Source organism: Streptomyces sp. NPDC090741, from assembly GCF_044769045.1.
In the GTDB taxonomy this organism is placed as follows: Bacteria; Actinomycetota; Actinomycetes; order Streptomycetales; family Streptomycetaceae; genus Streptomyces.
Genome location: NZ_JBIVXF010000019.1, coordinates 188,367 through 202,317 on the forward strand (window position 1 = coordinate 188,367; position 13,951 = coordinate 202,317).

Here is a 13,951-nt window from a genome sequence, read left to right on the forward strand (position 1 = left end):
CTGCCGGTCAGCGGTTGGCTGCCTCGGACATCTTGCCGATCTGCTCCCACAGCACCGCAGGGGTGGCGAAGGTGTCCAGGGACAGCGCCTCGTCCACGAACCGGACGTCGTACGCCTGCTCCAGGGACCCCAGGAGCTCGACCACGCCGAGGGAGTCCAGCCCCACGGCCCGCAGATCGGTGTCGGCCTCAAGCGGTTCGTCCGCACTGAGGAACGGCAGGTACTCCCGCAGAAGTTCCTCGAAATTCTTGTCCCAGCCCTTGTCCCAGCCCATGGTGACCCCAGTCTTTTCCGCTGTGTCGGTCGTCGTTTCGACGTTTCCCAAGCACGTGACGCTAGGACCGCCGCAGCCGCCCCCGGAACCCCGGACGGACCCCTAACCCGCTATCCCGCCAACCCGCTATCCCGCCAACCCGCGAAGAAATCACACATCTCTTTCGGATCCTTCGGAGTGATCATGTCTGACACCAAGCGCCACGCCTTGTACGAGCGCTTCCGCCGCGGGCTGGCCCTGTCCCCCGACCGCCCCGCCCTGCGCATCGGCTCCGAGTCGTACACGTACCGGGAGCTGCACGAGCAGGCCCTCACCTGGGCCGGTTCCCTCGGCTCCGCCAAGGTCGTCGGCGTCCTCGCGGGCAAGAGCGTGACCGCGTACGCCGGCATCCTCGGCGGACTCTACGCGGGGGCCACCGTCGTCCCCCTGCACCCCGACTTCCCCGCAGTCCGCACGGGCCGCATGCTCGAACTCTCCGCCGCGGCGGCCCTGATCGTCGACGCCCAGGGCCGCGCGGCGCTGGGCGACATCGACATCCCGCTGGTGGAGCCGGACCCGGCGCGCGCCCTGGCGGAACCCCGTGAGGTGGAGGCGGCCGACACGGCCTACATGCTGTTCACGTCGGGCTCCACGGGCCGCCCCAAGGGCGTGCCGATCAGCCACGGCAGCACGCACCACTACTTCGAGCTCCTCGACGCCCGCTACGGCTTCACCCCCGACGACGTCTTCACGCAGACCTTCGACCTGAACTTCGACTGCGGCATGTTCGACCTGTTCTGCGCCTGGGGCGCGGGCGGCGTCGTCGACGTCGTACCGCCGAGCGCGTACCTGGACATGCCGGCCCACCTCGAAAGGCGCGGGATCACCGTCTGGTTCTCCACCCCCAGTGCCATCGGCCTCGTCCGCCGCATGGGCAGCCTGGAGCCGGGGTCCATGCCGACGCTCCGCTGGAGCTTCTTCGCCGGGGAGGCGCTGCGCGTCCAGGACGCCGCCGACTGGCAGGCCGCCGCGCCCGCGTCCACCTTGGAGAACATCTACGGGCCGACGGAGCTCACCGTCACCATCACCGGGTACCGCTGGGACCCGCGGACCTCGCCGGACCAGGCGGTCAACGGCCTGGTCCCGATCGGCGCCGTCCACGCGGGCCACGACCACGTCCTCCTGGACGAGGAGGGCGCCGAGACCGGGACCGAGGGCGAACTGCTGATCACCGGACCGCAGATGGCCACCGGCTACCTCGACCCGCAGGACGACGCCGGCCGCTTCGTCGAGCGCGACGGCCGCGTCTGGTACCGCACGGGCGACCGGGTCCGCCGGCTGCCCGGCGGCGACCTGATCTACCTCGGCCGGCTGGACTCCCAGGTCCAGGTCCAGGGCTGGCGGGTCGAGCTCGCCGAGGTCGACCACGCGCTGCGCGCCTGCGAGGGCGTGGAGGACGTGGTCACGGTCGCCCGCCCCGTGGACGGCAGCACCGAACTCGTCGTCTTCTACACCGGCGAGGTCCGCCCGGCGGCCGAACTCGCCCGCAGCCTCCGCGAGGTCCTCCCGCACGGCATGCTCCCCCGCCGCTTCCAACACGTCCCGGAGTTCCCCCTGAACTCCAACCGCAAGGTGGACCGCCCGGTCCTCGCGGCCCGAGCCGAATCCCTCCTCACCCCCCGCCGCCGCGCCGCCTGACGCCCCCGCACCACTCCGAACGGCCCCACCACCCCCGGTGGGGCCGTTCGCATGCCGGTGATGGCTTCGCCGCTAGGGTGGCAGGGCACCTGACGGCCCGGAGGAGCAGACCAGAGGATGATCACCCAGATTCGGATCGACGGCTTCAAGTCCTTCCGCGACTTCAGCCTCGACGTGCCGCCGACGCTCCTCCTGCTGGGCCCGAACGGCGCCGGGAAGTCGAACCTCTTCGATGCGCTGCGCCTGGTGGCCGGCACCGCCGACCGCGGCTTCGAGGCAACGGTCCGCGAGGACTCCCGGCTGTCCCCGGGCGCTCTGTTCCACCGGGGCGCCGATGAGCCGGGCCACACGCTCGTCATCACCGTCGGAACGCTGGTCGCCTCTCAGGACGGCCCGCTCCCGGTCCGTATCCGCCTGCGGGTGGGCCGTACGCCGGGCGGACAGGTGGGAGTGGTCGCGAGGAGCGCCATCTGGGTCAGCAGCCTCGACGAACCGGGGTGGATGGCCGACGTGGGGCTGGCCGAGGAGGCGCGGGCCGCCGTCGCGCGTGCGCGCTCGGCCTTCCTCGCTCGTACGGACGGCGTGGAGTACCTGGCCTTCAAGGGAAACATCGGCCCCGCCTGGGATCCGCAGGCTCTGAAGGAGTTCGAAGGCGATGCGGAAGAGGGCGGTGAAAGGTACGCCGAGGACTTCGCGGTGGCGCCGGGTGCCGAGCTGCGCGCCCTCGTGGCCCGTGAGTGTGCCTCCTGGTTCCCCTTCGTCCTCGATCCGGAGGCGCTGCGCACACCCACGGCGGCGCTCGCGACCGGCAGGACCACCCCGGACGGAGGCAACCTGGCGGCGGTCCTGCACCGCGTCAAGGACGAGGCGCCGGGCAACTGGAGGCGGTTCGTCGGTGATCTGGCCGCGCTCGTCGACGGGGTGCAGGACGTCCGGCCGCTGTACGACCGGCGCCGGGAGGAATACGACTTCGAGGTGGAGTTCGGCAACACGGGCTGGATCAGCCCGCCGGCCCTCTCCGACGGCACCCTGCGGATGGTGGCCCTGCTCGCCGCTGCCGCGGACCCGGCCTGGCCGGGCGGGATGTACGTGGAGGAGATCGAGAACGGGATGCATCCCGAGCACGTCGCCGATCTCGTACGCAGGCTCAGGCGCGGCACCGGCGTGACACCGGACGCGCCCCCCTCCCTCCCGTACCGGCAGCTCATCGCCACCACGCACTCCCCGGCCCTGCTGGCAGCCCTGCGCGACGACCTCTCCGGCAGCCTCGTCTTCATGGAGCAGGCCGACCGGGTCGATCCGCAGGAGCAGAGCGTCGTCCGCACGACCGTGGCCCGTCCGCTGCGGGCCTTCGATCCGGAGCGGGATCCCGGCGAGACGGTCTCACCGGAGCACGTGGAGCGGCTGCTGAGGAACCTGGGGCGGAGGACGTCGTGACGTACAAGTACAGGCCGCTGAAACCCGGGCTGCTCGTCGAAGGCAGCGACGGGCCCTACCTGTCGAGCCTCGTCAAACGCCAGTTGGACCGGCTGATCCAGCAGTACAGCTCGCAGACCGTGGAAGTACTGCGGTGCGAGGTGTCCGCCGTACGCACGAACGACAAACCGGAGCGGGTGCTGCGCGCCGCCGAGGAACTCGCCCGGGACTGCGACGTGGTCTTCGTCCACGGCGACGAGGACGCCCGCGACGAGCGCCTCAAGCTGGTCGCCGAGCTGGAGCAGCGGCGGGAACTGGCCCCGCGGGCCGGGGTGTCGGTTCCTCTCGTTCCGGTGCTCATGACCGAGTCGTGGATGCTGGCCGACCGCAAGGCCCTGGAACAGCTCGTCGGCGCCGAACCCCTGAAGGCGTACCCGTACACCGCGCCCTCCGCGCTGGAGGGCCACGTCACGATGAAGGGCAGCAAGGAGAAGCGCACCCCCAAACAGGTCTGGAAGGCCCTCCCCGGCCCGGACGCCCGCGAGGTACTGAGCGACGGCGCGGAACTACTCGTACGCCGCACGAACCTCGACGCGCTCGACCATCTCCCCTCGTACCGCAAGTGGTGCGAGGACACCGCCCACGCACTCCGAACCCTGAACTTCCTGTAGGGCACCGGCCCCGGCGCGTCGCACGAACGGGTCGGATCAGGAAATGTCAGCGCTGCTCATGGCGGCCGCTGCGAGGCAGGGGTCGCCGAGGTGGGCGGTCGGGGGGCAAGGGGGCGTTCCCGACGTGGGGCACGCCGGGAACTTCGAACACGGCTCCGATATTCGTTGCGTCTGGTAGTCCTGCTGGTGATCACGACTGATCACGGCTGATCGCCGATCACCTTCCCAGGGGGGAACTCACCACATGCAACGTGCCCGCTTACTCCCGACGGCGGCGCTGGCGCTGGCGCTCGGCCTTTCAGCCGCTGCCCCGGCTTCCGCTGCCGCTGCGGATCCGGCAGCGCCCCGGACCACCGCTCCCCGGACCAGCCCGACGCCCGGCTTCGCCGGCGAAGACCGCTTCTCCGACTGCGATACCGACCCGTACACCGGAGCAGGTGCCGGCTGGGTCGGCCTCTCGGACGTCACGGTCCGGGTCACCACCACGTCCTCGACGGCCACTCAGCTGAACACGACGTTCCAGCTCTGGGACACCGCCTACGGCGGCCCGCGCACCGACTACCCGACCTCGTGGGCGCCACCCGGCGAGGCGCGCGCGGACATCCCGCGCGACCGCCTGAAGGACGGCGGCCAGTACGCCTGGCGCGCCCGTACCACCGACGGGAAGCTGACCGGCCCTTACACGGGCTGGTGCTACTTCCGCGTGGACCACACCCCGCCCACAGCGGAGGTGACCACGGACGCGACGCCCAAGAAGGCCGGCGAGGAAGCCGTCTTCACCCTGCACGGTTCCGACGCCGGCACCGGCTCGGGCATCGCCTGCGCCCGCTGGCGGACGAGCGGGACCCCGAGCGTCGGCTGGCGCTGCCCGGACCAAGCGACCGACGCCCACATCGTCCGCCTCACCGACGGCACGCTCGACATCAAACTCAAGCCGCCGACCTGGGGCAGCCAGTCCGTCTACCTCGAGACGATGGACAACGCCGGGAACGTCTCCCAGTCGGCCCGCCTGGACTACTACGCCCAGCCGGCCACCGCCCCCGCCTCCTTCGGCGACATCGACGCCGACGGCAAGCCGGACGTCCTGGTCCCGGACGCCGCCGGCAACCTGCGCAAGCCCGGCTCCGATCCCCGGGAAACCGCCAGCGCGCGCCCCTTTGCCGCCCCCGGTGGCAGCCGCAGCTGGGCGGCGGTTCAGTACACCCACCGCGGGACCTTCAGCTACAGCCAGATCGACGACCTCCTGGCTCACGCCCCGGGCGGCCACGGACTCTACCTGTTCGTCAACGACGGAGCCGGCCGGTTCACCGAGCAGGGCCCGCTCGGCCTCAGCAAGCCCGGAACCTGCCGGAACACAGCGGGTGAGGCCATCGACTGTGCGCAGCACGGCTTCGGCGACGACTGGTCCCAGGTCACGCAGATCGCGGCGTACGGCTCGACCCGGGGCGACACGGCGGTCCGTGGGATCCTGCCGGACACCTCCGTACTGTCCGTCGAGAACGGCCGCCTGTGGCTGACCCAGCGTGACGGCAACGATCTGGCCTGGGAGTCCACCCTCCTCTCGCCCAACGACGACAGGTGGGCCGGGTACGAACTGCTCACCCCCGGCCCCGCGCAGGGCACCGCGTTCCCGTCCCTGTGGGCCCGCTCCACGGCGGACGGCACGATCCGCGCCTTCTCCGTCACCGGCGCCGCCGACGCGCCGGACTTCTCCGCCTTCGCCGAACCGACGGCGGGACCTGTCCTGACCACCATCTCCGTTGCCGCGCACCCGCGGATCGGCTCGGACGGCGACCTCACCGGTGACGGCCTGCCCGACCTGTGGTCCGCCGACGCCCCCGGCACGTTCACCGTCTTCCCGGGGACGGGCACGACCGGCCCCCACCCCACGGTGACGGGCTTCGCCCCGGCCGTCTGACCGGTGCAGGGCCTCCGGCGCCGATTCGCGCGCCGGAGGCCCGAGCGACTGCCTCGATTTGCCCCAAGGCTCATTCAGTAAGCAGGGACGCATGGGAAAGCACGCCGTGTCGGAGATGGCGCGAGGATCCGCCGCGTTGGAGTTGGGGTCGCTGCGGTACGCCATCGGCGGGCGCACGCTGTTCGAGGGCCTCGATCTTCGGCTGCCGGTGGGGGAGTCCGTCTCCGTGATGGGCCCCAGTGGCAGCGGTAAGAGCACGCTGATCTCATGTGCCCTCGGCCTGGTGGCGCCACAGGGGCTGGTGAGGGTGGCGGGCACCGACATCACGCGGATGCGGCGGCGGGAGCTGGCGCGCCATCGAGGCGCCCACACGGGGGTGGTGTTCCAGTTCGGCGAGCTGCTGCCGGAACTCACGCCGGTCGAGAACGTGGCACTGGCAGGCCTCCTCGTCGGCGCCTCGCGCAATGACGCCTACGAGGACGCGGAGAAGCTGCTTGCCGAACTGGGCGTGCCCGGAGCGGAGCGCTCGACCGGAACCCTGTCGGGCGGTGAGCGTCAGCGCACCGCGGTGGCCCGCGCACTGATCAACAAGCCGGCGCTGCTGCTCGCGGACGAGCCGACGGGGGCGTTGGACGATGCGAACCGGAACAGTGTTGCCGACATGCTGTTCCAGGTGCCGCGCCGGTGGGAGTGCGGCCTGTTGGTCGTCACCCACGACGAGCAGGTGGCGGCGCGGGCCGATCGCGTGCTGCATCTCGTCGAAGGCCGACTGCAGACGCGGAGCACCTCATGAGCCGCACAACCCGAACAACCCGCACAACCCTCATAACTCGCGCAGCCCGCGTGATGCGCGGGCGCCGTGCGCCCCTGTGGTGGCAGTTGCTCCGGGTGGGGGCTGCCGCGGGCCGTGCGGCGTCGGCCGGGCGGGCCCGGTTCATCGCGCTCGCCTGCGCCACCCTGGCCGTAGGGCTGGTGATCTCGGCGCTCACCCTGATCTTCGCCGCGTACGAGGGACGCGACCTGCGCGATGCCGCCCGGTCGCCGATCCACGCCTCGGGCGAGGCGGGCAAGACGGACGCGGCGCTGCTGTACCGGCCCACGTTCGACGTCGTCGACAACCTGCAGTTCCAGGTCGTGTACCTGCTGCCGCTGCGCGACGACGCGCCGCTGCCGCCCGGTGTGTCGGCGTGGCCGCAGCCGGGCCAAGCGGTCCTTTCACCGGCGCTGCTCGCCGCGGGGCGGGACGAGGGCATCACCACCCGCTACGGGGCCCTGGCCGGCACGATCGGGGAGCAGGGGCTGGCCAGCCCGGGGGAGCGGTTCGCATACGTCCGCCCGCCCGCGGCCCTCGGCGACACCGGCAGGATGTGGCCCGTCACCGGCTTCGGTTCACCTTCTCCTTCCGGCATCGGCGAGAACCTGTTCGTCAAACCCCTCTACCTGCTGATCGGCATAGCCGTCTTCATGGGCGCGATTCCGGCGGCGGCGCTGTCCGTGTCCGCCGCGCGGGCCGGATCGGATGCCCGAGACCAGCGCACGGCGCTCCTGGGAGCCCTGGGCGGCGGCCGGCGAGCCCGAGCCCTCATCAACACGGGCGAGGCAGCGCTCCCGGTGGCGGTCGGGGTCGTCGCGGGCGTGGCGGCGAGCCTGTGGATCCTCTCCGGCGACACCCGACTGCCTTGGGTGGGCTACACCCTCGCCGCGGCCGATGCACGCCGGTGGGTGTGGGCCATCCTGGCCGCGCCGCTGCTCGCCGCCGCTCTCGTCCTGCTGGGCGTCGTCCTCACGCATCCCCCACAGGACCGCCGCCAGGGCGTGCGGCCGCGTCTGATACGGAGCCGCCTGCCCCGGTGGTGGCCCTACCTCTGCCCGTTCATGGTGTTCATCGCGGTGCGGGGGCTCGGACTGGCTCCCAACCCGCCCACGCGTCTGCTGATCTACGTCATCGGGGTGGGCGGCACGATCCTCACCCTGCCCTCGCTGATCGGCCTCGCGGCGGTGGCCGCCGGGCACGGCCTGGCCGCCGTGGGCCGCCGTACGGGCCGCTCCGGTGCCCTCGTCTCCGGACGCTGGGCGGCGGCCTGGCCCGGCGCGACGGTTCGGCTCACCGCCGGTGTCGTGATCGCGTTCGTCCTCGTCGGACAGACTCAGCTGTGGGTGACCCGCAACACCGGTCCGGCGGTGCAGGCGCAGCAGACGGTCAAGCGCGTGGGGACCAGCGCCGTCCTGGTGGAGCTACGTGACGACAAGCCGGTACCGCCCGCATTCCTGGCAGAACTCCCACCAGGCGTACAAGCGCTGCGACTGGCCGTCGACCACGCGAAGGGGACCGCCGAACTCAACGGCCCCTGCGAAGCGCTGCAACGGCTCGCCCTTCCCTGCACGCCGGAGCCTGCGCCGGTCGAGTTGCGGAGCGCGGACGTGCGGGTCAAAGAGCTCTACAGCTGGGACACGCCGGGCCAGGGCCTCTTCGCCCGGCAGACCGAGACCCCGAAGGGGTCCGTCATCGTGATGGTGGGCCGGCCGGGGCAGCACATCTCCGTACCCGCGGTGAAGGAGGCCGCGAACCGGCACCTCGGCATGGGCGTGCCGGTCGAGACCATCGCCGGCTCCTGGCTGAACGCGGCGAACCTGGACGACCGCCAAGGGCTGTGGGTGCTGCTGTTCGGCGCGTTCGCCGTCATCGTGATCGCAGTGTCCATCGTGGTCTCGAACCTTGCCGAATTCGTCCGCTTCAGCCGCCAGATCACTGCGCTGAGCGTGCTCTCCGGCAACCGGACCATCTACCTCAGCACCGCGTTCTTCACCCTGTTCCTACCGCTGTCGGCCGCGTCCCTGATCGGCCTGGCCACGCACTACTGGCTGGCCACGCCCATGACGGCCGGCTCCTACTCCGACGGCGCAACCCACTCCTGGCCGGTCCTGACCCTCGTACTCGCCACCACGCTCGCCATGGCGCTGCTCGTATGGCTATGGGGCGCCTACGGCGCGGTACGCCTGACACACCGCTGGCGCCCGACAGCCGACTGACGGTGCGCGAGAACCATGCGAAGCAGCGCGCCCTGGCAGCTGTTGAGGGCGATGCGGCCACCGCGCAACAGGCTTGGTCTCAGGCGGCCTCCGGATTCGCGCGCCGGATGAGTACGACAACCGGCCAGCCAACGTCAGCTTCCCGCGGAGGTTGCCTGAATACACAATCATTCATGCCCGCGACACGTGCTCGCTCGTCGCCCCGGAAATCCTGCAATTGCATTCCTTGCCGCTTTGTTCAGAGACTGAGTATCAGATGTCAGGTAACCGCTTCGATGAACATCGGCGAGGCGGTGCCTTCGCGGTCGATCCGCCAACAGGCGGTCTCGGTGGCGGGCCACAGCGAGGTCGTTCGACGTCTTCGGTTCGGATGGCGGGTGGGTGGGTGGCGATAGTGACGGGGCAGGGCGAGTTCTGGCCAGTGAGCCGCATCGCGAGGAGTCGGCTCAGAGCCGGTGGCAGGGAGGTTGCGAGCTGGTGGCTCGCCCGCCGCGCTGTACGTCGAGTTCGGCCCGGCGGACCTGCCCCTGAGCTCCGTCCCCAGGGCTCACCGGTTCATCACCTCGCGAGCCGGTGTCATTGACGCCGGATGATTGCGGTGGCAACGTCGTCAAATCCCTCATATCGCGGGGGAGGGTTCGCACGGCTTGCGCCGGTTATGTCGCGAGATTTTCGGTAGAGCTGAAATATCCCGAGTAGCATCGGAAGTCGCTGCTGGTGGGAGTGTCGCGAAATGCGCATGACACGGCTTCTGGGTGCCGTAGCGGAGATTGCTTGCGCTGGAGCCTGGGGCGAAGAGGCGCCACTAATGCCTTCGCCACCGCGAACGTATGCTCTAATCTCGCTCTGTGATCAGCGGGCATGCAGGCGTTCCTCGGTCAGGAGTCGGGTACGCCCGACGTGTGGACCGTCGCGGCCGGACGCTAGGTGTCATGAGCCCTGCTGAGCGTGTGTGAGATCCAGGGAAGGGTGTCTTCTCTCCGAATGCATTTGGCAACTTCTTGCCAGGTGTGGCCGTTGATGCGCGCATGGCATTGAACTGCTGGGGCGAGTCGACGGCTTGGCTTGGTATGGGGACTGGGGAGTTCTCCGTGCCAATGAATATGGGGGATTATGTTTGTGATCAAGGGTCGGCGGCTCCGTCATGCCGTGACGACCTCGCTCGGTATGGCAATGGTCATGGGTGTGGCATCGGCGTATACGCCGATAGCCGCTGCGGCCGCCGCGGCGCCCGGGACCGAGAGCGAGCAGGCGCTCGCTGCGGCCAAGAAGTTCGGCAAGCCGGTTGAGGTGGTGGGCGAGCGCACCGATTCGTCGACCACCTTCGCGAACCCGGACGGGAAGTCCTTCCGATTGGACACCTCGGCCGTTCCGGTGCGGGTCAAGGCCAAGAACGGGTCCGGCTGGGTCGCGCCGGACGCGACGCTCGAGGTCCGTCCCAACGGGTCGGTGGGGCCGAAGGCCGCTGTCGCCGGCGTCAGCTTTTCCGGTGGTGGTGGGCAGAGCAGTCTGGTCACCATCGACCGCGGTGGGCGTTCCATGTCGTGGGGCTGGCAGGGCGGGGTCCTGCCCAAGCCGGTGCTGGATGGGGACAGCGCCGTGTACCCGGAGGTGCTGCCTGGTGTGGACCTGAGGATGACGGCCACGCTCAAGGGCTTCCGCGAGGTACTCGTGGTGAAGACCCCGGAGGCCGCGAAGAACCCGAAGCTCCAGCGCGTCGAGTTCGACCTCAAGGCGAAGGACGTCCAGCTCAACACCGGCAACGACGGTGGCCTGGCCGCCACCGATGCCAATGGCAACCGGGTCTTCAAGGCACCCCCGGCCCTGATGTGGGATTCGAAGGGCGTACCCGCCCCGCTCGCCCTGTCCCCGAAGGAGAAGGTCGCCGCTGCCAAGTCCGAGGGCGGCACGCTACCGAAGCCGCCCGTGGGCGCCGAGCCGTCGGGGCACCCGGCGGACGGACCGGCCCTGGGCTCGAAGGTCGCGAAGATGGCCGTCCACGTCGATGCCGACTCGCTGGCCGTCGTACCGGACACCGCGATCCTCAAGCAGAGCGACCCGACAGCCTTCCCGCTCTACATCGACCCCTCCGTCGCCCTTGATGACGGTACGGAGCACACCGCGCTCCGCAACGATGGAGTGTCCTTCTGGAACTGGGACAACGGTGACGACGGCCTGGGCAAGGGCATGGGCAAGTGCGGCTCCTGGAACGGCTACTACTGCGGCCCCGGCTACGTGCAGCGCCTGTACTTCGAGTTCTCGCCGAGCAAGCTCGTCGGCAAGGAAGTCCTGAACGCCCGCTTCCGGGTCACCGAACCGTGGGCCTTCCAGTGCGAGGCGCGCAACGTCTTGCTGGTTCGCATGGACGGGGAGATCTCCCCGTCCACGAACTGGTGGAACAAGCCCAATTACGCCGACCTCATGGGGGACCGCTGGCTCTCCGCCGGCCGCGGATCACTCTGCGACCCGAACTCACCCGCTGCTCCGGTTGAATTCTCGGACAATCTTCCCGACGAACCGGATGAGAACCTCACACCCACCGTCCGCGACTTCGCCAACGGCAGGTACAACCGGCTGAACCTGGAACTGCGCGCGGAGGACGAGTCGGACGCCACCGCGTGGAAGCGGTTCCGCAACGACGCGGTCCTGTCCGTCGACTACATCGGCAAGCCCAACACTCCGATCTACGTGGGCCTCGTCGCGGGCAATGGTGAGATCTGCTCGGGTGACCCGGCCAATCCGTCGATCGTCTCGGACCCGACGCCTTCCATGACCGCGATCACGGAGACGGTGTGGGGCGGCGAGCCCGGCGCTTCCCTTCGGATCGCGATGCAGACCGAGAAGTGGGAAAGCGTCCAATCCGGCGGCGCCGGTACTTTCGTCTGGAAGCCGGTCAAGGCCAACGCGGGAGATTCCGACTTCATCGAGCGGCCGAGCTCGGGATACGTCGGGGACAACGTCACGGTCATCAGCGACCCTCCTGACACACTGACGGATGGCGCCCTGTACCGCTTCCGGACGTGGACCAAGTCGTTCGCGGACGGACAGGTACGGGACAGCGCGCCGAGCGGGGACTGCTACTTCAAGGTGGACTCCAGTGCCCCGAAGGCGCCGGGGATCACCTTCGGTGGCCCGTACAGCCTCTGCACCAGCACCAAGTGCGTGGCAGCAGGGAAGCCCGGTACCGCCGGATCGTTCACCTTCGGGCCCGGAAGCGGTGACACCAACACGGCCTACCAGTACAAGCTGACCACGGACACCGCCTGGACCGAGGTCGCCGGTGCGAAGCCGACGGTCTCCATCACCCCACCCCTGGCAGGGACCATGCGGCTGAGCGTGAAGGCCAAGGACTCCGTGGGCCGCTGGGGCAACACGAACATCGTCGACTTCATGGTTGGTCCGGGAGACGGACCCGTCGTCGCCTACACGTTCGATGAGGCCTCCGGCCCGGCCATCGACGTCTCCACCACCAACCCGGCCCTCCAGCAGAACGCGGACCTCTCCCCGAGTGCCCAGCGCAGCGGGACCGGCCGGCGGGGCTGGCTCGAGACCCCGACAGGGCACCACGATCGGGCGCTCAAGCTCAACGGCAGCGACGGGTACGCCAATGCGGCCTTCGGGAAGCCGGTGCTCGACACCCAGACCTCGTTCTCCGCGGCCGGCTGGGTTCGCCTCGACAACAGCGACCGGAACTACTCGCTGATGGGCGAGAGCGGCCAGTACATGAGCGGCTTCACCCTCTCCACCCGAGCCGGCAAGCCCTGGGGTCTGTCCATGAGCACGAAGGACGCCGTGGACGGCGACCTGACCACCCAATGGGTATACGGAAAGGACAACGCCCAGCCCGGTGTCTGGACCCACGTGGCCGCCACCTACAACGCCACCACCGACATCGCCCGGCTGTACATCAACGGCCAGCCCCAGGGCCAGATGACCGTGACCAACCCGATCGCTTCCAACGACACCTTCAGCATCGGCACCGTCAAGTGGCGGGGCAACTGGGTCAACTGCCTCGCGGGCCAGATCGACGAAGTCAAGCTCTGGCAAGAAGAGCTGACTGACCTCGCCATCAAGCAGGACGCCTCGCTCATCGACCCTGTGACGACGAAGCCCCACGTGAACTTGGCAGCAGCCTGGGACCTCTCCACGGCAGGCCCTGCCTTCGCCGACACCTCCGGCAACGGCCGCGCCCTGACGGCCACCGCCGGTACGCAGGTCAAGGAAGGAGCCCTGTCCTTCGACGGCACTCAGGCGGCCGTCACTGCTGGCCCGGTCGTCGACGACACCGGCTCCTTCACGGTGACCGCAGAGGCGAAGCTCGACAACGCCCGTCTGATCGACAAGCCGATCGGCTACAAGGCGCAGGTTATCGGGCAGCGCACAGCTACCGGCTCTTCCTGGGGTTTGTGGTTCGAGAAGACCGGCGCCAGTGACCAGCCGTCCGAGCAGGACCCCGCCCAGAACGTGACCGTCGTCGAAGGCACCTGGCACTTCGGCAGACTCACGGCCGACGGTTCCGGGACCTCAGTGGTCAGCGACAGCCTGGCAGCACTCGACACGGGCGTACAGGTGACCGGTGTCCACAACGCCCAGGACGGAACGATCACCCTCTACGTGGGCGCAGTCGGTCAGGCCCAGCCCAAGGCGTACACGGCCTCCGTCGGCAGCGGCGAGCTCGCCGTGGGCAAGGGCTTCGCCAGCAGCGCGTGGGGCAGCTTCCTGCCCGGCGAGATCAAAGGCATGCGCCTGTGGTCCGGCGCGATGAAGGACGCCGAGCAGGTCCTGAGGACCGTCTTCGGCACCACTGGCTGACAGCCAGAGACATCCCCGTCTTGCCGTGGGCGCCCCCCCCGGGGGGCCCCCCCCCCCCCGCCCCCCCAGTTCATAGGGGCCCCCCGGGGCGGCCCGTGCCCACGCGGGGGTAAACCCCCCCCGGGGGCGGTGGGCGGCGCCCCGCCCCAAGGC

At 69.9% G+C, this 13,951-nt stretch carries 8 protein-coding genes; 7 read left to right on the forward strand and 1 reads right to left on the reverse strand.

The annotated features are described in order from the left end of the window. Window positions 1-7 precede the first annotated feature (7 nt). Window positions 8-274, reverse strand: a complete 267-nt coding sequence (locus tag ACIQU4_RS36645; protein WP_403740436.1) for an acyl carrier protein — start codon at window positions 272-274, stop codon at window positions 8-10. A gap of 183 nt (window positions 275-457) precedes the next feature. On the opposite strand from ACIQU4_RS36645, the gene ACIQU4_RS36650 reads away from it, so the two are divergent. The 7 genes from ACIQU4_RS36650 (at window position 458) to ACIQU4_RS36680 (ending at window position 13,798) form a co-directional block, all read left to right on the forward strand. Beyond that, window positions 458-1,951 (forward strand): AMP-binding protein, encoded by a 1,494-nt coding sequence (locus ACIQU4_RS36650; RefSeq protein WP_403740393.1) that lies wholly within the window; start codon window positions 458-460, stop codon window positions 1,949-1,951. Window positions 1,952-2,068: 117 nt separating this feature from the next. Next, window positions 2,069-3,388, forward strand: a complete 1,320-nt coding sequence (locus tag ACIQU4_RS36655; RefSeq protein ID WP_403740396.1) for an AAA family ATPase — start codon at window positions 2,069-2,071, stop codon at window positions 3,386-3,388. After that, complete coding sequence (locus ACIQU4_RS36660) at window positions 3,385-4,038, forward strand: hypothetical protein (protein WP_403740398.1); 654 nt, start codon at window positions 3,385-3,387, stop codon at window positions 4,036-4,038. The genes ACIQU4_RS36655 and ACIQU4_RS36660 overlap by 4 nt, the downstream gene beginning before the upstream one ends. 244 nt (window positions 4,039-4,282) lie before the next feature. Beyond that, a complete protein-coding gene (locus tag ACIQU4_RS36665) occupies window positions 4,283-5,956 on the forward strand; it encodes an FG-GAP repeat domain-containing protein (protein ID WP_403740401.1) in 1,674 nt (557 codons plus the stop codon). 91 nt (window positions 5,957-6,047) lie between these two features. Further along, complete coding sequence (locus tag ACIQU4_RS36670) at window positions 6,048-6,749, forward strand: ABC transporter ATP-binding protein (RefSeq protein WP_403740403.1); 702 nt, start codon at window positions 6,048-6,050, stop codon at window positions 6,747-6,749. 53 nt (window positions 6,750-6,802) lie between these two features. Beyond that, complete coding sequence (locus tag ACIQU4_RS36675) at window positions 6,803-8,986, forward strand: hypothetical protein (protein WP_403740405.1); 2,184 nt, start codon at window positions 6,803-6,805, stop codon at window positions 8,984-8,986. Window positions 8,987-10,171: 1,185 nt separating this feature from the next. Then, entirely contained in the window at window positions 10,172-13,798 is a 3,627-nt protein-coding gene (locus ACIQU4_RS36680) for a LamG domain-containing protein (RefSeq protein WP_403740407.1), read from the forward strand. Window positions 13,799-13,951: the final 153 nt, after the last annotated feature.